The sequence below is a fragment of the Variovorax sp. PEI5 genome (assembly GCF_056679935.1).
The window spans coordinates 373,242-389,560 of the sequence record NZ_JBWXPH010000004.1; the positions used below are offsets into that span (position 1 = coordinate 373,242).

General features: G+C 70.1%; 18 protein-coding genes. 14 read left to right on the forward strand and 4 right to left on the reverse strand.

Annotated features, from left to right (window positions below; translation table 11 throughout):
* Window positions 1-149: 149 nt before the first annotated feature.
* The 7 genes from AC1MLT_RS23440 to AC1MLT_RS23470 all read left to right on the forward strand — a co-directional run bounded on the left by AC1MLT_RS23440 (window position 150) and on the right by AC1MLT_RS23470 (window position 6,513).
* A complete protein-coding gene (locus tag AC1MLT_RS23440) occupies window positions 150-1,160 on the forward strand; it encodes a LacI family DNA-binding transcriptional regulator (RefSeq protein WP_481036885.1) in 1,011 nt (336 codons plus the stop codon).
* A 13-nt stretch (window positions 1,161-1,173) separates the two neighbouring features.
* Window positions 1,174-1,569: a tautomerase family protein gene (locus AC1MLT_RS23445; RefSeq protein ID WP_481036887.1), complete on the forward strand. Its 396-nt coding sequence runs from the start codon at window positions 1,174-1,176 to the stop codon at window positions 1,567-1,569.
* Complete coding sequence (locus AC1MLT_RS23450) at window positions 1,566-2,708, forward strand: acyl-CoA dehydrogenase family protein (RefSeq protein ID WP_481036889.1); 1,143 nt, start codon at window positions 1,566-1,568, stop codon at window positions 2,706-2,708. The genes AC1MLT_RS23445 and AC1MLT_RS23450 overlap by 4 nt, the downstream gene beginning before the upstream one ends.
* Window positions 2,709-2,726: 18 nt before the next feature.
* The gene (locus AC1MLT_RS23455; RefSeq protein WP_481036891.1) at window positions 2,727-4,316 is read left to right on the forward strand and encodes an acyl CoA:acetate/3-ketoacid CoA transferase; all 1,590 of its coding nucleotides are present in this window, start codon (window positions 2,727-2,729) and stop codon (window positions 4,314-4,316) included.
* 49 nt (window positions 4,317-4,365) lie between these two features.
* On the forward strand, window positions 4,366-4,863 hold the full coding sequence (locus AC1MLT_RS23460) for a MaoC family dehydratase (RefSeq protein WP_481036893.1): 498 nt from the start codon (window positions 4,366-4,368) through the stop codon (window positions 4,861-4,863).
* A gap of 63 nt (window positions 4,864-4,926) precedes the next feature.
* On the forward strand, window positions 4,927-5,766 hold the full coding sequence (locus AC1MLT_RS23465; RefSeq protein WP_481036895.1) for an ABC transporter substrate-binding protein: 840 nt from the start codon (window positions 4,927-4,929) through the stop codon (window positions 5,764-5,766).
* 39 nt (window positions 5,767-5,805) lie between these two features.
* Window positions 5,806-6,513: an amino acid ABC transporter permease gene (locus AC1MLT_RS23470; RefSeq protein ID WP_481036896.1), complete on the forward strand. Its 708-nt coding sequence runs from the start codon at window positions 5,806-5,808 to the stop codon at window positions 6,511-6,513.
* 64 nt (window positions 6,514-6,577) lie between these two features.
* On the opposite strand, the gene AC1MLT_RS23475 is transcribed toward AC1MLT_RS23470, so the two are convergent.
* Entirely contained in the window at window positions 6,578-7,540 is a 963-nt protein-coding gene (locus AC1MLT_RS23475; protein WP_481036898.1) for a LysR family transcriptional regulator, read from the reverse strand.
* Window positions 7,541-7,750: 210 nt separating this feature from the next.
* Between AC1MLT_RS23475 and AC1MLT_RS23480 the strand changes: the two genes are divergently transcribed.
* A complete protein-coding gene (locus AC1MLT_RS23480; RefSeq protein WP_481036899.1) occupies window positions 7,751-8,596 on the forward strand; it encodes a transporter substrate-binding domain-containing protein in 846 nt (281 codons plus the stop codon).
* A gap of 33 nt (window positions 8,597-8,629) precedes the next feature.
* On the opposite strand, the gene AC1MLT_RS23485 is transcribed toward AC1MLT_RS23480, so the two are convergent.
* Genes AC1MLT_RS23485 through AC1MLT_RS23495 form a run of 3 tightly spaced genes read right to left on the reverse strand, consistent with a single transcriptional unit; the run spans window position 8,630 to window position 11,810 of the window.
* Window positions 8,630-9,415 carry an HpcH/HpaI aldolase family protein gene (locus AC1MLT_RS23485; RefSeq protein ID WP_481036901.1) on the reverse strand — a complete coding sequence of 262 codons (786 nt, stop codon included), beginning with the start codon at window positions 9,413-9,415 and terminating at the stop codon, window positions 8,630-8,632.
* Window positions 9,415-10,830 carry a dihydropyrimidinase gene (gene hydA, locus AC1MLT_RS23490; protein ID WP_481036902.1) on the reverse strand — a complete coding sequence of 472 codons (1,416 nt, stop codon included), beginning with the start codon at window positions 10,828-10,830 and terminating at the stop codon, window positions 9,415-9,417. The genes AC1MLT_RS23485 and hydA overlap by 1 nt, the downstream gene beginning before the upstream one ends.
* A complete protein-coding gene (locus tag AC1MLT_RS23495) occupies window positions 10,827-11,810 on the reverse strand; it encodes a dihydrodipicolinate synthase family protein (RefSeq protein ID WP_481036904.1) in 984 nt (327 codons plus the stop codon). Before AC1MLT_RS23495 ends, hydA begins: the two co-directional genes overlap by 4 nt.
* 234 nt (window positions 11,811-12,044) lie before the next feature.
* On the opposite strand from AC1MLT_RS23495, the gene AC1MLT_RS23500 reads away from it, so the two are divergent.
* The 6 genes from AC1MLT_RS23500 to AC1MLT_RS23525 are packed head-to-tail and all read left to right on the forward strand — an operon-like array spanning window position 12,045 to window position 16,258.
* Entirely contained in the window at window positions 12,045-13,259 is a 1,215-nt protein-coding gene (locus tag AC1MLT_RS23500) for a CaiB/BaiF CoA transferase family protein (RefSeq protein WP_481036905.1), read from the forward strand.
* A 14-nt stretch (window positions 13,260-13,273) separates the two neighbouring features.
* Entirely contained in the window at window positions 13,274-14,437 is a 1,164-nt protein-coding gene (locus AC1MLT_RS23505) for an acyl-CoA dehydrogenase family protein (protein WP_481036907.1), read from the forward strand.
* Window positions 14,438-14,484: 47 nt separating this feature from the next.
* Window positions 14,485-14,904 carry a MaoC family dehydratase gene (locus AC1MLT_RS23510; RefSeq protein ID WP_481036908.1) on the forward strand — a complete coding sequence of 140 codons (420 nt, stop codon included), beginning with the start codon at window positions 14,485-14,487 and terminating at the stop codon, window positions 14,902-14,904.
* Window positions 14,905-14,925: 21 nt separating this feature from the next.
* On the forward strand, window positions 14,926-15,384 hold the full coding sequence (locus tag AC1MLT_RS23515) for a MaoC/PaaZ C-terminal domain-containing protein (RefSeq protein WP_481036910.1): 459 nt from the start codon (window positions 14,926-14,928) through the stop codon (window positions 15,382-15,384).
* The gene (locus tag AC1MLT_RS23520) at window positions 15,381-15,746 is read left to right on the forward strand and encodes a hypothetical protein (RefSeq protein ID WP_481036911.1); all 366 of its coding nucleotides are present in this window, start codon (window positions 15,381-15,383) and stop codon (window positions 15,744-15,746) included. The genes AC1MLT_RS23515 and AC1MLT_RS23520 overlap by 4 nt, the downstream gene beginning before the upstream one ends.
* Window positions 15,743-16,258 carry an ureidoglycolate lyase gene (locus tag AC1MLT_RS23525; RefSeq protein WP_481036913.1) on the forward strand — a complete coding sequence of 172 codons (516 nt, stop codon included), beginning with the start codon at window positions 15,743-15,745 and terminating at the stop codon, window positions 16,256-16,258. The genes AC1MLT_RS23520 and AC1MLT_RS23525 overlap by 4 nt, the downstream gene beginning before the upstream one ends.
* The last annotated feature ends 61 nt before the right edge of the window (window positions 16,259-16,319 follow it).

Here is a 16,319-nt window from a genome sequence, read left to right on the forward strand (position 1 = left end):
GGCAGTATGCAACATCATTGCAATCGTTTGCAATATCGGATCTCCAAACCTTCTGATCTTCTCAACAACGTGTTGACTCTGTATTGGCAACTGCTCTACAGTCCATCAATGCAATCGTTTGCAATCAAACCTCTCCCGAAAGCAGCCCCATGACCGTCACGCTGCGCGACGTGGCCCGTGCCGCCGATGTTTCCATCGCCACCGCCTCGCGCGCCCTGGCCGGCTCCAGCCTGATCAACCAGGCCACGCAGAAGCACGTGGTCCAGGTCGCCGCGGCCATCGGCTACCGCACCAACACGGTGGCCCGCGCCCTCAAGACGCGCAAGTCGCGCCTGGTCGGCCTGACCGTTCACAACCTCGAGAACGCCTCCTTCCGCGTCCTCGCCTCGGTCGTCCAGGCCCGCCTGCAGGCGCTGGGCTACCAGGTCATCCTCAGCATCAGCAACGACGACGTCGCCCAGGAGCGCGAGATCCTGCAGACCCTGGTCGACCACGGCGTCGACGGCCTCGTGGCCGTGCCCACCGGCGGCAACGGCGCCGCGCTGCTGGCCATGGAGCACGCCGGGATCCCGGTCGTCTGCGCCGTGCGCCGCGTCGTCGGCGCCACGCTCGAATCGATCCTGGCGGCCGACATGGAGGGCGCCTATGCCGGCACGCAGCACCTGCTGGGGCTGGGCCACCGGCGCATCGGCCTGATCGTCGGCCCCGGCGACACCACCTCCGGCAAGGAACGTCTGGCGGGCTACACCCGGGCCATGCAGGAAGCGGGCCTGACCGTCGATCCGGCGCTGATCCACCGCGGCCGCTACCTGCCGGAGACCGGCGTGGCCGGCGCCAATGCCCTGCTCGCCCTGGGCGTGCCGCCGACGGCGCTGTTCGTGGCCAACCACGAGTCCTCGCTCGGCGTGCTGCGCGTGATCTCCGAGCGCGGGCTGTCGATCCCCTCGGACCTGTCGCTGCTGTTCTACGAGGACTCGCCCTGGTTCGAGTGGCAGCGCCCGGCCCTCAGCGTGGTCGACAGCGGCGCGGCCGACATGGCCAACCTGGCGGTCGACCGCCTGATGTCGCGCATCGGCGGCGTCGCCAACAGCGGGCGCGAGTACCGCATCGGCTCGCGGCTGCTCGAACGCGCCTCCTGCGCCGCCCTGCCCACCTCCTGAGATCGAGCCTCCCATGCCCTATGTCGAGATCCTGGCGCCCCGCGCCGCCGCCGAGCGCAAGGCGCTCCTGGTTCCCGCCGTCACCGACGGCATCGTGCGCGGCTTCGATGTCGCGCCATCGACCGTGACGATCTACTTCGTGCCGCTGGGGGCCGACGACTATGCCCACGAAGGCATCTTCGGGCTGCCGGAACGTGGCGCCCGCGTCTTCGTCAAGGTCCATGCCTATCGCCGCTCGGCCGACCGGCGCCGCGCCGCCGCCGAGGCCATGACGCCGGCCCTGGCGGCCTGCTTCGACACGCCGGCGCACAACGTCGCCATCTATTTCCTCGATCGCGAGCGCGACGAGGTCGCCCACGAGGGCCACCTCGCCAGCGACGAAACCACCGACCACGCCATCGCACCATGAGCCATTTCCAGACCGAAGACCAGACCTCGGTGCGCGACACCGCGCGCCGCTTCGCCGAGAGCGAGATCCTGCCGCGCGCCGCCGCCATCGACCGCGAGGACATGTTCGACCGCACCCTCTACCGCGGCATGGCCGAACTCGGCCTGTTCGGCGTCAGCCTGCCGGAGGCGGCCGGTGGCTCGGGCCTGGACACGGTCAGCGTCTGCCTGGTGATGGAGGAACTGGCGCGCTGCTCGGCGGCCATCGGCAACGCCTTCGCCATTCCCGTCGAGGCGGCGCTGTTCCTGCACCACCATGGCAACGAGAGCCAGCGCGCGCTGATCCCCGGCATCCTGGACGGCTCGATCGTCTTCGCCACCGCCATGACCGAGCCCGACTTCGGCTCCGACGCGGCCAGCATCCAGACCACCGCGCGCCGCAGCGGCGATGGCTGGGTGCTCAACGGCACCAAGGCCTGGGTCACGCTCGGCGGCGTGGCCGACCGCATCATGGTCTTCGCGCGCACCGGCGAGGGCGCCGGCCATCGCGCCATCAGCTGCTTCCTGGTCGATGCCGCATCGCTGGGCGTGGGCCGCGGCAAGAACGAGGAACTGCTGGGCATGCATGGCCTGGAGGACTGCCAGATCGTGCTGCAGGACGTGTGGGTGCCGCAGACCGCGCTGATCGGCGCCGAGAACCAGGCCTTCAAGACCGCCATGGGCAACTTCAACTTCAGCCGCCTGCTGATGTCGTCGATGGCGCTGGGCATGGCGCAGGCCGCGATGGAGGACGCGGTGGCCTACGCCACCACGCGCCGCCAGTTCGGCCAGCCGATCATGGAATTCCAGGCGATCCAGTTCATGGTGGCCGACATGTCGACCGATATCGCCGCCGCGCGGCTCCTGATCCACCACGCGGCGCGCGTCTTCGACGCCGGCCTGCCCTACGCCAAGGAAGCCGCGCAGGCCAAGCTGTTCACCACCGACATGGCCATGAAGCACGTCTCCAACGCGCTGCAGGTGCATGGCGGCAACGGCTACTCGCGCGAGTACCGCATCGAGCGCATCTTCCGCGACGTCCGGCTGGCGCAGATCTACGAGGGCACCAACCAGATCCAGCGCCTGATCATCGCCAAGCAGGTCGAGCGCGAGCTGGCCTGAGGCACGGGAGACGCGACCATGATCGACTGCATTACCCCCGACGCCGCCGCCGCCCTGCTCAAGGACGGCGACATGGTGCTGGCCGGCGGCAATGGCGGCTCGGGCGTGCCCGAGGCGGTGTTCGAGGCCGTCGAGCGCCGCTTCCTGGCCGGCGACGGCCCGCACGGCATCACCCTGTTCCACATCACCGGCGTCGGCGCGCTGACCGAGAAGGGGCTGTGCCGCTTCGCCCACCCGGGCCTGGTGCGGCGCGTGATCGGCGGCAACTTCGGCATGCAGCTGCCGTTCATGAAGCTGGTGCTGGAGCAGCAGCTGGAGGCCTACAACTTCCCCCAGGGCGTGATGACGCACCTGTGCCGCGCCATGGCCGGACGCCAGCCCGGCGTGCTGACGCACGTGGGCCTGGAGACCTACATGGACCCGCGCCAGGAGGGCGGCCGCATGAACGCCCGCACCACCGAGCCGCTGGTCGAGCTGGTGCCCATCGGCGGCAAGGACTACCTGTTCTACCGCGCGCCGGGCGTGCCCTCGGTGGCGCTGATCCGCGGCACCTCGGCCGACGAGGACGGCTATGTCAGCATGGAGCACGAGGCCACCGCGCGCGAGGACCTGTCGATGGCGCAGGCCGTGCACAACGCCGGCGGCATCGTGATCTGCCAGGTCAAGCGCATCGTGCGGCGCGGCACGCTGCACCCGCACATGGTGAAGATCCCGGGCTTCCTGATCGACCACTTCGTGGTCCAGCCCGACCAGATGCAGACCTACGCGACGCAGTTCGACCCGGCGCGCTGCGGCGAGACCACGGTGCCCGGCTCCAGCATCGCGCCCGACCGCCTCGACGCCCGCCGCGTGGTGGCGCGCCGCGCCGCCTTCGAGCTGCGCCCGCGCGACGTCGTCAACCTCGGCGTCGGCATCTCGGCCATGATCCCCAACGTCGCGGCCGAGGAAGGCATCGACGAGATGATCACCCTGACGGTCGAGTCCGGCGCGGTCGGCGGCGTGCCCGGCCACGCGCGCGAGTTCGGCACCTCGGTCAATCCGCGCGTGATCCTCGACCAGGCCTACCAGTTCGACTTCTACGATGGCGGCGGCCTGTCCTGCGCCTTCCTGTCCTTCGCCCAGGTCGACCGCCACGGCAATGTCAACGTCACGCGCTTCGGCAATCGCTACGACGGCGCCGGTGGCTTCATCAACATCACGCAGAACACCAAGCACCTGGTCTTCAGCGGCTCGCTGACTGGCGGCGAGTTCGACATCGGCGTGGCCGATGGCGCGCTGGCGATCCGGCGCGACGGCCGCTTCGACAAGTTCGTGCCCGAGGTCGACCAGATCAGCTTCTCCGGCCAACTGGCGCGCGCGCGCGGCCAGCACGTGACCTTCATCACCGACCGCGCCGTGCTGGAGATGGCGGCCGATGGCCTGGTGCTGACCGAGATCGCCCCCGGCGCCCGGCTGCGGGAGGACGTGCTTGACCGCATCGGCTTCGAGGTCCGCGTCAGCCCGACCCTGAGGACCATGGACGCGCGCATCTTCCGCCCCGGACCGATGGGCCTGCGCGAGGCCTTCATGGCCCGCTCGCCGCGCCACATCGACGTGCCGGCCGGCTGACGACACCCGCGCCCACGTCCGCGCCCACCCCAGCGACGCCACGCCCGCCATGACCCTCCCCACCGACCCGGCCGACCCGGCCGACGCCCCCGACATCCACTTCGAGGATGTCGTTCCCGGGGCCTCCTTCACCAGCGCGACGCATGCCATCACGGCGGCCGACATCGCGCGTTTCTGCGACCTGACGCGCGACCACCACCCGCTGCACCAGGACCCCGAGTACGCCCGCGCGCGCGGCTTCGATGGCGTCATCGCGCACGGTCTGTATGGCCTGGCGCTGATGGAGGGGCTGAAGACCGAGCTCGGTCTGTATCGCCACAGCTCGATCGCCTCGCTCGGCTGGGACGGGGTACGGTTCTTGCGACCGGTGGTGGCGGGCGACGTGGTGCGCGTGGAATTCGAGTTCGTCGACAAGCGCGCCTCCTCGCGACCCGGTCGCGGCGTCGTGACCGAGACCCTGCGACTGCTCAACCAGCGCGACGAATGCGTCATCGAGGCCCGCCACAGCGCCCTGCTGGCATGCCGCGACGCCGCATCGCAGCACTGAGCGCCGCGCACCACGTCCTTCCGTTCCAACCGTTCCCCTCCTCCGTCTCCACGAAAGCCCGCCATGCAACTCTCCCTCACGGCCCTCGCGCTCCTCCTGGGCACCGCGCTGTCGACCTCCGCCCTGGCCCAGACCTGCACGCCCAAGGTCGGTGCCGACCACCTGGTGTCCGCCGGCAAGCTGCAGATGTCGATCAACCCGACCCTGCCGCCGCAGCAGTTCGTCGACGACAAGGGCGAGCTGCAGGGCCTCAACGTCGAGCTCGGCAAGGCCATCGCGAGGAAGCTGTGCCTCGAGCCGGTGTTCATCCGCATGGACATGCCGCCGATGATCCCGGCGCTGCAGGCCGGCCGCTTCGACATGATCAACACCGGCATGTTCTGGACCGAGGAACGCGCCAAGCTGATGTTCATGATCCCCTATGCCCAGCAGGCGATGAGCATCTACACGCTGCCCAACAGCAGCCTGAAGATCACCAAGTTCGACGATCTCTCCGGCCACGTCGTGGGCATCGAGACCGGCACCTACCAGGAGCGCAAGTCGCGCGAGTACAACGCCGACATGGTGGCCCGGGGCTTGAAGACGATCGACTTCCGCACCTTCACGACCGCCTCCGAGACCATGGCCGCGCTGCGCGCCGGCCAGCTGGAGGCCGGCGTCAACATCGACGAGACCGCCGCCAACTTCGCCGAGCGCGGCATCGCCAAGGTGTGGGTCAACGGCATCAACGGCACCGACATCACGGTCACCTACCGCGACAAGGCCACGGCCACGGCCGCCGCCATGGCGCTCAACGAACTCAAGGCCGACGGCACCTACGACAAGCTGTTCGACAAGTTCAAGATGACGCGCCTGAAGGACACCCAGTTCGCCATCCGCGGTCCCGGCCCGGCCCCCAAGTAACCCCGCCACCGAGCGAGCAGCCGCAAGGAGATCCAGGCCGTGTTCAATGTCGACGCCTTCCTGTCCTACCTGGTCAACCCCTACCTGCTGGGCGGGGTCGGCATCACGATCGGGTTGACGATCACCACGATCCTCATCGGCCTGGCGCTGGCGCTGCCCCTGGCGCTGGCGAGCATGTCGCACAACCGGTTCCTGCGCGCGCCGGCCAAGTTCTACATCTGGGTCTTCCGCGGCACACCGCTGCTGGTGCAGATCGTGATCATCTACACCGGCCTGCCGCAGCTGGGGCTGCGCTTCGACGTGCTGACCTCGGCCATCCTGGCGCTGAGCCTGAACGAGGCGGCCTACCTGTCGGAGACCATCCGCGCCGGCTTCTCGGCCGTCGCCAAGGGGCAGATCGAAGCCGCCAAGGCGCTCAGCCTGTCGAAGTTCGCGACCCTGCGGCTGGTCACGCTGCCGCAGGTCATCCGCATCATCATTCCGCCGCTGGGCAACTCGGTCAACGGCCTGCTCAAGGCGACCTCGCTGGCTTCCGTCATCTCGATGGAGGAGCTGATGCGCCGCAGCCAGGTGCTGATGCAGGCCAAGTTCGAGGTGCTGGAGCTGTATTGCGTGGCGGCGGTCTTCTACCTGGTGCTGACCTCGCTGTGGGACGTGGTGCAGCGCAAGCTCGAACGCCACTATGGCAAGGGCTACGCGCCGATGCAGAAGAAGGCGCCGGCGGCCGGCGTGCCGGTGCCGGCCTGAGGCACCGGGCCGGCGCCGGCCAAGCGCGTGGTGGTGGTCTGGGCGCCCTGACCGCGCCGGCGGGTTAGGCGCCCGAGGCCCCGGCCTCGCCGTCGTCGGCGTCGCCGCGCCGCCCGATCTGCGCCTGCATGTACTGCAGCGCGCGCTGCAGGAACACCTGCGCCAGCCGGGCGCGCGGCTTGTCGCGCACGAACAGCCCGCACACCGGCACCGCCACGCGCGGGCGGAAGCGGTGGATGTCGAAGCCCGGATCCTTGACATGGCGCGCCGTCATCTCGTCGACGAAGCCGATGCCCAGGCCGCGTGCCACCAGCGCGCTGACGATGTTGGCGAAGCGCGCCTCGATGTCGGGGTGATAGTGGTCCGACGAGCGCTCGAAGGCCTGCGCGAGCATCGCGCCCAGCGGACTCGCCGGCCCCGGCCCGACGATGCGGCGCCCGCGCAGGTCGAACGGCGTCAGCACCGGCAAGTGGCCCAGCGGATCGCCCTTGGGCGTGATGCAGGTCATCTCGGCCTCGATCAGCACCTCGCGCATCAGGTTGGGGCGCGCCGGTGGCTTCATGGCGATGCCGATGTCGGCGCTGCCGCTCTCCACGCCCTCGAGCAGCGCATCCATGCGCACCGACTCGATCGTCACCTGCACGTCGGGGTGCTCGGCCATGAACAGCGCCAGCACCGGCGGCACCAGGTGCTGCGACAGCTCGGCCGTGGCGTGGATGCGCAGCACGCCGGCGCGGCCGGTGCGCAAGTCCCAGGCCTTGCGCTGCACCGCCTCGTGCACCACGAAGAGCGGCTCGGCATCGGCCATCAGGATGCGCGCGTCGGCGGTGGGCACCAGCCGGTTGCTGACGCGATCGAACAGCGCGATGCCCAGCTTGGTCTCGGCCAGCTTGATTGCGTTGCTGACGGCGGGCTGCGACATGCCCAGCTCCTCGGCCGCGCCGATGGTGGTGCGGCAGCGCATCACGGCGCGCAGGACTTCGAGCTGGCGCAGGTTGATCAGGGAGCGGAATTGCGGGTCGGACATCGGGGTCGGTGAGGGCCCGGAAAGGGCCACGTGACGCTTCATGATAGCGGTCGATCCAGGTGCATCGGACGCACCATCACGGCGTATATGCGCGGGCTATAGTCCGGCCCCTGAACTGAATTGAGCCATCCGGGCCGCGCTCGCTATTCTGTCTTTTCGAGCCCTCGAAGTCCGCATCGCGCGGTCGCCTCCACACCCCGGAAATCTCTCATGACATTCGCCCTCCTGCGCATCGCACTCGCCACGGCCGCACTCGCCGGCCCGCTGTCCGCCACGCTCGCCTCGGCCCAGGCCTGCACGCCGACCATCCCCAGGAGCGAGCTGATCTCCGAAGGCCGGATCATGCTGTCGACCAATCCGACCCTGCCGCCGCTGCAGTTCGTCGACGCCAGTGGCGAGCTCAAGGGTATGAACCTCGAACTCGCGGCCGAGCTGGGCAAGCGCCTGTGCCTGAAGCCCGAGACCGTGCGCATGGACTTCCCGGCCATGATCCCGGCGCTCAAGGCGGCGCGCTTCGACGGCATCAACACCGGCATGTTCTTCACCGAGGAACGCTCCAAGGTCATGTGGACCATCCCCTACGCCATGGCGGCGATCGATATCGTCGCGCTGCCCGGCAGCAAGCGCACGCTGGCCTCGGCCGATGCCTTGAGCGACCTCAGCATCGGCGTCGAGGCCGACTCCTACCAGGAGCGCTGGCTCAAGGAACGCGAGAAGGACAACGTGGCCAAGGGCCGCAAGTCGATCCGCATCCTGTCGTTCCCGACCGCCAGCGAGGTCATGGCCGGCCTGCGCGCGGGCCAGTTCGACCTCGCCGCCTTCCCCAACTACGCCGGCGGCGCCTTCGTCAAGGCCGGCCAGGCGACCATGCTGCTGCCGGCCCAGGGCGCCTCGCCGACCATGATGAGCTTCCGCTCGCGGCCGGTCGCCGATGCCGTGGTCAAGGCCTTCAACGACATGATCAAGGATGGCACCTACGACCGCATCCTCGACCAGTACGGCATGACCAAGCTGCCCGATCGCGTCATCGCGATCCGCGGCAACGGCCCGGTCTGAGACGCTCGAGGACCGGGGATCGCCCCCGGTTCCTCAGCCCCGCAGCGAGGCCACGCGGGCCTCGCCGGCGGCCAGCAGCAGGTCGATGTCGTTGGCCGTCAGCACGAAGCGCATGCCGGCGTCGACATGGCGTCGCAGCAGCACGGGGTCGACGATGCCGGCCAGCCCGGCATGCTTGCCATGCGCCCCGCAGGCCGCGATCACGGCGGCGAAGGCCGCCTCCATCGCCGGATGCTGCAGCTGGCCCGGGATGCCCAGTTCCAGCGACAGGTCGTTGCTGCCCACCAGCAGCACGTCCACCCCCGGCACCGCCGCGATGGCATCGGCGTTCTCGATCGCCCGGGGCGACTCCAGCATCACGATGCACAGCTGCTGCGCGTTGGCGGCGGCCATGGCCTCGGCTGCCGGATGGCGCTGGTAGTCGAAGTGCGGCTGCAAGCCGAAGAACGAGCGCAGGCCCAGTGGCGGGTACTTGCAGGCGCGCACGGCGGCGGCGGCCTCGATCGCGTCGTCCACGTGCGGCACCACGATGCCCTGCGCGCCACCGTCGAGCAGGCGCGAGATGTCGGGCGAGTTCTTGCCCGGCACCCGCACCAGCGGCGCGATGCCCAGCGGCAATGCCGCGGCGGCGATGTTGGCGGCGGCGGCGGCATCGATCGGCGAATGCTCGATGTCGATGAACAGGAAGTCGAAACCGCAGCGCCGCGCCAGCCCCGCCACCATCGCTCCCGCGACCTGCTGCACGCCCAGGCCCAGCACGGTCTCGCCAGCCTCCATGCGCTGTCGCGCCACGTTGGATCGCACCATCGTCGTGGTCATCAGAAGCCTCCCACTTCGCCACGCCGCTGGAACTGGCCGCGTCCGGGCCGGCCCAGCCACTGCTCGCCATCGACGATGAGCTCGCCGCGCGAGAACACCCGGCGCACCACGCCATGCACGTGGCGGCCCTCGAACAGGCTGTAGTCGACATTGCTGTGGTGCGTGTGGGCCGAGATCGTCTGCTCGCCATCGGGGTCGAACAGCACGATGTCGGCATCGCTGCCGACGGCGATGGTGCCCTTCCTCGGGAACAGGCCGAACAACTTGGCCGGCGCCGTCGCCGTCAGCTCGACGAAGCGGTTGAGCGAGATGCGCCGGGTGCGCACGCCGCCGTCGTAGATCACCGTCATGCGCGTCTCGATGCCGGGGGCGCCATTGGGGATCTTGGAGAAGTCGTGGCGGCCGTGCTCCTTCTGGTGCACGCGGCCCATGTGGCCCTCCTTCATGCAGAACGGGCAGTGGTCGGTCGAGACGATCTGCAGGTCGTCGGTCTTCAGCGCGGTCCACAGCGCATCCTGCGACCGCTTGTCGCGCAGGGGTGGCGTCATGACGTACTTGGCGATCGAGAAGTCGTCGCTGTCGTAGACCGAGTCGTCGAAGAACAGGTAGTGCGGGCAGGTCTCGGCGAAGACCGGGATGCCGGCGTCGCGCGCCTCCACCACGTGCTTGAGGGCCTCGCGCGCCGACAGGTGCACGAAGTACACCGGCGCGTTGGCCAGCTCCGCCAGCTTGATGCCGCGATGCGTGGCCTCGCCCTCCAGGATCGCCGGCCGCGTCAATGCGTGGTGGCGCGGCGAGGTGTGGCCTTGCGCCAGCGCCTCGCGGATCAGCAGCTCGATGACGTTGCCGTTCTCGGCATGCAGCGCCACCATGCCGCCATGCTCGCCGACCAGGCGCATGGCCTGGAAGATGGCGGCATCGTCGACCATCACGCTGCCCGGATAGGCCATGAACATCTTGAAGCTGCTCACGCCCTCGTGGCGGATGGCGTGCTTCATGTCGCCCAGGACGGTCTCGTCGACGTGCGTCAGGATGACGTGGAAGCCATAGTCGATGCCGGCGCCGACCGCCGCCCGGGCCTGCGTGCGCGCGATGGCGTCGAGCGGGCCCTCGTGCTTGCCCTGGAAGGCGAAGTCGATGATGGTGGTGGTGCCGCCGAAGGCCGCCGCGCGCGTGCCGGACTCGTAGTCGTCGCAGGTGGTCGAGTCGCCGAAGGTGTTGTCCAGGTGGGTGTGGCAGTCGACGCCGCCGGGCAGCACCAGCAGGCCGGTGGCGTCAATCACCCGGGTGTCCGGGCCGACGTCGAGCCGCTTGCCGATCATGGCGATCTGGCCGTCCTCGAGCAGCACGTCGGCGTGGTAGTCGTCCACGGCCGTGACGATGCGGCCGTTGCGGATCAGGGTGCGGTGGCTCATGCGGCGGCTCCGTGGGTGGTTTCCAGGCCGGCGGCATGCAGGGCACGTGCCAGCATTGCGACCTCGTCCGCCGGCAGCGGCCCCATCGGCGCTCGCATGGCGTCGCTGGGGATGTGGCCGAGCAGCTTCAGGCACGTCTTCAGGCGCGCGTTGGCATGGCCGCCGGGGGCGGTGCCATAGATCGCCTTGGCCAGCGGATATATGCGCTCGTTGAACTCGCGCGCCGCCGGCAGGTCGTTGGCCTGCATGGCGCGATACAGCCCCACCACCAACGCCGGCGCGACGCAGGCCAGGCTCACCAGGCTGCCGGTAGTGCCGACCGCGAAACAGGTCATCAGGTGCTCGTCGCCGGACGCCATCACCATCACGTGCGGCGCCACGCGCGCGACCAGGCGCAGGTTGGCCTCGTAGACGGCACTCTCCCAGCTGCCCTCCTTGACGCCGATCACGCGGGGCAGCCGCACCAGGCGCTCCAGCACGTCGGCCGTGTAGCCGAGCGAACCGGCGCGCACGCCGGCCTGGTAGAGGAACAGCGGCAGCGTGCTGTGGGCCGTGGCGATGGCGTGGTGGCGCACCGCCACCTCGGCATCCTGCGACAGCGCCCAGGAGAACGGCGGAAAGACCAGCACCGCATCGGCCCCGGCGGCCTGGGCATCGTCGACGTGGCGCTGCGCCTCCAGGCTGTCCTCGGCGTTGATGCCGCACACCAGCAGCGTGGATGGCGGACAGGACGCGCGCGCGATCTCGGTCACGCGGCGCTTGTCGGCGCGGCCGAGCATGAAGTTCTCGCCGGCGTGGCCGTTGATCAGCAGGCCGGTGATGCCCTCGGTGCGCGAGACGGCCGACAGGTGCGCGGCCAGCGCGTCCTCGTCGATGGCGCCGTCGTCCAGGAGCGGGCACACGGTGGCGGCATGGATGCCGCGGAAGCGGTCGGGGTCGTCGGGCGAAGGATGGGATGCAACGGAAGCAGCAGGGGACATGGCGCGGTCGGCGAGGAAGGGATGCCGACCACCTTAGCCGCGCGTCGCCGCCATGGACCATGCGTTTTGGGGGGCGGACTATAAGCGGGCCGAATAGGGCGCGGCGCGCCAGCGTCCCGCCGTCCTATACACCCCGCTGATAGTGCCCCCCGGTTATTGAATAGGCCGCGCCACCCTGCGCGACAAGCCCAGCACCTATCCTGAAAGCGCCGCAACGCTCACTCAGGAACACGCATGCTCTCGGGCTTCAAGGTCATCAGCTTCAACCACTTCCACGCCGGGCCGATGGCGGCCCAGCTGCTGGCCGACATGGGCGCCGACGTCATCGCGGTGGAACCCCTGGATGGCGCGTTCCACCGCAACTGGGCGGTGGCCAACCACTTCGTCGCCGGGCAGAGCGTCAACCTGCTGACCACCGGGCGCAACAAGCGCAGCCTGGCGCTGGACATGAAGTCCGCCAGCGGCAAGGAGGTGGCGCGGCGCCTGATCGAAGGCGCCGATGTCGTGATGGAGAACTTCCGCCCCGGCGCCATGGAGCGCCTGGGCCTGGGCTACGAGCAGATCCGCGCCTTCCGCCCGGGCATCGTCTATGCCTCGGTCAGCGGCTATGGCAGCAGCGGACCCGACCGCGACCTGCCCGGCCAGGACCTGCTGCTGCAGGCGCGCTCCGGCTTCGCGGCCCGCACCGGGCGCGCCGACGGCCCGCCGACGCCAGCCGGCCCGGTGATCGTCGACCAGCACGCGGCTTCGCTGCTGGCCATGGGCATCCTCGCGGCCCTGCTCTCGCGCGAGCGCACCGGCGAAGGCCGCCGGGTCGAGGGCAGCCTGCTGCAGTCGGCGATCGACTTGCAGGCCGAATCGATGACGGCCTGGATGAATGGCGCGCGCTCGGCCACCTCGCGCGGCCCGCACGGGCTGGCCAGCTGGTGCGGCTCGGGGCCCTCGGGCATCCACGCGACGGCCGATGGCCATCTGGCGATCTCGATGGCGGCGCCGGCCGATCTGGCGCGCGCCCTGGACCTGCCCGAGCTCGCCGGCTTCGACACCGCCGACAGCTTCTCGCGCAGCGCCGAGATCACCCGCGTCGTCGCCGATCGCCTGCCCGCGCGCACCACCGCGCAGTGGCTGCCCCTGCTGGCCGCGCACGGCATCTGGCACATGCCGGTCCAGGACTACGACCAGCTGCGCGACGATGCCCAGCTGGCGCACCTGGGCGTGTTCATCGATGCCCAGAGCGTCGAGGGCGCGCCGATCACGCTGCTGAACCATCCGCTGCGCTACGACGGCCAGGCGCCGCCGGTGCGCTGGGCACCGCAGCGCCTGGGCGCGCAGACGCGCGAGGTGCTGGCCGAGCTCGGCTACGACACCCCGGCCATCGATGCCCTGCTCGCCGACCGGACCGTCGGCGAGGCCCCGGCCCCGGCCCCGGCGGCCGCTCCCTCCCTCTGACCCCCCTCCCCGCCATGTTCGATTTCTCCATCCCCTCCGACACGCAACTGCTCGTCGACACCGTGCGCCGCTTCGTCACCCAGGAGGTGCAGCCGCTCGAGAACGAGACCGAGCGGCTCGGCCACGTGCCGCCCGAGGCCCTGGCGCGCGTGCGCGGCCAGGCGCAGGAGCTCGGCCTGTTCGCCATGAACATGCCCGAGTCCTGCGGCGGCGGCGGGCTCGACCACGTCACCATGTGCCTGGTCGAGGAGGAGTTCGGCAAGACCTCCGACGCCCTGATCCGCCGCGTCTTCGGCCAGGTCTATCCGATGCTGCTGGCCTGCAACGCCGACCAGTCCGAGCGCTATCTGCGGCCCACGGTGCGCGGCGACAAGATCTGCGCCATGGCCATCACCGAGCCCGGCGCGGGCTCCGACGCGGCGTCGATCTCGACCACCGCCCGCCTGGAGGGCGACCGCTGGATCCTCAACGGCGGCAAGCACTTCATCAGCGACGGCGACATCGCCGACTATGTCATCGTCATGGCCCTGACCGACCGCGAGAAGCGCGCGCGCGGCGGCATCACGCTGTTCCTGGTCGACAAGGGCACGCCGGGCTTCGAGGTCACGCGGGTGCAGTCGATGATGGGCCACCGGGGCTATGGCCACGCGGAGCTGTCGTTCGACGAGTGCGCCATCCCGGCCGATGCCGTGCTCGGCGAGGTCGGTGGCGGCTTCAAGCTGATCATGAACAGCGTCGCGGGCATCCGGCTGGCGCACATCGGCGCCCGCGCGGTGGGCATGGCGCAGCGCGTGCTGGAGCTGATGCGCGTCCATGCCGGCGAGCGCCGCCAGTTCGGCCAGCCGATCGGCGACTTCCAGATGGTGCAGCAGATGATCGCGGACTCGGCCACCGAGATCTTCGCCACGCGGATGATGGTGCTCAACACCGCCTGGGAGCTCGACCAGGGCCGCGAGCCGCGCGACAAGGTCTCGATGGTCAAGCTCCAGGCCTCCGAGATGATCGGCCGCGTCGCCGATCTCGGCATCCAGGTCTTCGGCGGCATGGGCTTCTGCAAGGACCTGCCGCTCGAGCGCATCTACCGCGACAGCCGCGTCACGCGCCTGTACGACGGCACCTCCGAGATCCACCGCATGCTGATCGCCAAGGCGGTCATCAAGAATGGCCTGATGCTGTGAGCGTCGCTCCGCCCTCCTTCCGCCCTCCCATCGTCCGGACGCACCCGATGACCCCACCGCTCCAGGTCGGCGACAGCATGTCGTTTCGCAAGACCCTCACCGTCGCCGAGCAGGCGATGTACACCGGCATCAGCGGCAACATGGCGCCGCTCTACGTCGACCGCCGCGCCGCCGCCGAGGCCGGCTTCGAGCAGATGCTGGCCTTCGAGCTCCATGCCGTGGCGCTGGCCACCACGGCGTTGAACCGCATCGCCGGCCCGGCCTGGCGCCTGGGCGGGTTGCGGATCGACTTCGCGCTGCCGGTGCTGGTGGGCGAGACCGTCGAGTCGCGCGTCGAGGTGCTGGAGATCGGCGCGGCGAACGTCGCCTGCGCCGTGCGCTGCACCCGCGCCGATGGCGCCGTGGTGGCCGAGGGCGGCGCCACCCTCGTGCCCGCGCGACCGGCGCCGCTGCCGGCGCGCGACTGAGTCCCCGGAGAGCCATCCACCATGTACGAACTCAAGCCCTTTGACAGCCTCCACCTCGGCGACACGGTGGCGGTGCGCAAGACCATCACCGAAGCCGACGGCGCGCTCTACATCGCCGCCACCGGCGACTTCGGCCCGGTGCACGTCGACGATGCCTATGCCGCCACCACCCGCTTCGGCCGCCGCCTGGCGCCCGGCATCATGGTCGCGGGCATCTGCACCAGCGTGCTCTCGGCCGAGCTGGCCGGCACCCTGGGGGTGTCGATCGAGGACCGCTTCTGGTTCACCGGCCCGGTGTTCTATGGCGACACCATCGAGTTCAAGGTCTGGATCGCCCAGATGAACGCGCAGACGCGCAGCGTGGTCTGGCAGGCCAGCGCCACCAACGAGGCCGGCCTGGAAGTGCTCAAGGCCGAGGCGACCTTGAAGTTCCCGCGCCTCAAGCCGCGCGTCGACGTCGCGGCGCGGGAGGCGGCATGAGCGCCGATCGCCCCGTGCAACTGCACATGGTGCGCGTCGACGTCGACCCGGCGCACGACGCGGCCTTCAACCGCTGGTACGACGAGGTCCACCTGCCGGCCCTGCTGGCCTGCCCGGGCTGGCTGTCGGCGCGGCGCTTCGTCTCGCTCGAAGGCGGCCCGCGCTATGCGGCGATCTACGAGATCGCCGGCGACTGGGTCTACGACACGCCGGAGTTCCACGCCGCCAAGGGCTTCATGGAATTCACCCCGCACGTGGCCAACTTCATGCGCCAGCGCTTCGCCTCGATCGGTCCGGTGCGCGAGCGCGAGGACGATGGCGACGGTGCCGGCGGATCGCTGCCGGCGTCGCCACGGCCATGACGGGCACCACGGTCCTGCGCGCCGAGCCGCTCGACGCCATCGCCTTCGCGCCCTTCGGCGACGTCATCGAACTGGCCGGCGCGACGCAGCTGCCGATCAACGCCGGCACCACGATCCGCTTCCACGACCTGGCCACGGTCGACGTCGCGGCCGAGGGTGGCCGGCCGCTGATCAACCTGTTCCGGGCGCAGCCCCACGCGCCGCCGGTGCGCCTGCGCCTGATGGAGCGCCATCCGCTGGGCTCCCAGGCCTTCGTGCCGCTGGTGGCGGCGCCCTACCTGGTGGTGGTGGCGCCGGATGCCGGTGGCCGGCCCGGCCCGCCGCGCGCCTTCGTCAGCCAGGGCTGGCAGGGCGTCAACTACGCGCGCGGCATCTGGCACCACCCGCTGCTCGCGCTCGACGAGGTGCGCGACTTCATCGTCGTCGACCGGGGCGGACCGGGCACCAACCTCGAGGAGTTCGTGCTCGACGAGACGATCCTCGTGGTCGTCGATGCCGGCCACCCCGGCTGAAACCCCCGCTCGGCTCCCCGGCCGCCGGCCCTCCCGCCCGATGTGCGAATCCGGTGCACAT

What these genes read in the sequence shown, in the direction of transcription:
- AC1MLT_RS23480 (WP_481036899.1), top strand. Translation starts at nt 7,751, where the DNA reads ATGACATTCGCCCTCCTGCGCATCGCACTCGCCACGGCCGCACTCGCC.
- AC1MLT_RS23515 (WP_481036910.1), top strand. Translation starts at nt 14,926, where the DNA reads ATGTACGAACTCAAGCCCTTTGACAGCCTCCACCTCGGCGACACGGTG.
- AC1MLT_RS23475 (WP_481036898.1), bottom strand. Translation starts at nt 7,540, where the DNA reads ATGTCCGACCCGCAATTCCGCTCCCTGATCAACCTGCGCCAGCTCGAA.
- AC1MLT_RS23450 (WP_481036889.1), top strand. Translation starts at nt 1,566, where the DNA reads ATGAGCCATTTCCAGACCGAAGACCAGACCTCGGTGCGCGACACCGCG.
- AC1MLT_RS23520 (WP_481036911.1), top strand. Translation starts at nt 15,381, where the DNA reads ATGAGCGCCGATCGCCCCGTGCAACTGCACATGGTGCGCGTCGACGTC.
- hydA (WP_481036902.1), bottom strand. Translation starts at nt 10,830, where the DNA reads ATGAGCCACCGCACCCTGATCCGCAACGGCCGCATCGTCACGGCCGTG.
- AC1MLT_RS23500 (WP_481036905.1), top strand. Translation starts at nt 12,045, where the DNA reads ATGCTCTCGGGCTTCAAGGTCATCAGCTTCAACCACTTCCACGCCGGG.
- AC1MLT_RS23445 (WP_481036887.1), top strand. Translation starts at nt 1,174, where the DNA reads ATGCCCTATGTCGAGATCCTGGCGCCCCGCGCCGCCGCCGAGCGCAAG.
- AC1MLT_RS23465 (WP_481036895.1), top strand. Translation starts at nt 4,927, where the DNA reads ATGCAACTCTCCCTCACGGCCCTCGCGCTCCTCCTGGGCACCGCGCTG.
- AC1MLT_RS23455 (WP_481036891.1), top strand. Translation starts at nt 2,727, where the DNA reads ATGATCGACTGCATTACCCCCGACGCCGCCGCCGCCCTGCTCAAGGAC.
- AC1MLT_RS23485 (WP_481036901.1), bottom strand. Translation starts at nt 9,415, where the DNA reads ATGACCACGACGATGGTGCGATCCAACGTGGCGCGACAGCGCATGGAG.
- AC1MLT_RS23510 (WP_481036908.1), top strand. Translation starts at nt 14,485, where the DNA reads ATGACCCCACCGCTCCAGGTCGGCGACAGCATGTCGTTTCGCAAGACC.
- AC1MLT_RS23460 (WP_481036893.1), top strand. Translation starts at nt 4,366, where the DNA reads ATGACCCTCCCCACCGACCCGGCCGACCCGGCCGACGCCCCCGACATC.
- AC1MLT_RS23440 (WP_481036885.1), top strand. Translation starts at nt 150, where the DNA reads ATGACCGTCACGCTGCGCGACGTGGCCCGTGCCGCCGATGTTTCCATC.
- AC1MLT_RS23505 (WP_481036907.1), top strand. Translation starts at nt 13,274, where the DNA reads ATGTTCGATTTCTCCATCCCCTCCGACACGCAACTGCTCGTCGACACC.
- AC1MLT_RS23495 (WP_481036904.1), bottom strand. Translation starts at nt 11,810, where the DNA reads ATGTCCCCTGCTGCTTCCGTTGCATCCCATCCTTCGCCCGACGACCCC.
- AC1MLT_RS23525 (WP_481036913.1), top strand. Translation starts at nt 15,743, where the DNA reads ATGACGGGCACCACGGTCCTGCGCGCCGAGCCGCTCGACGCCATCGCC.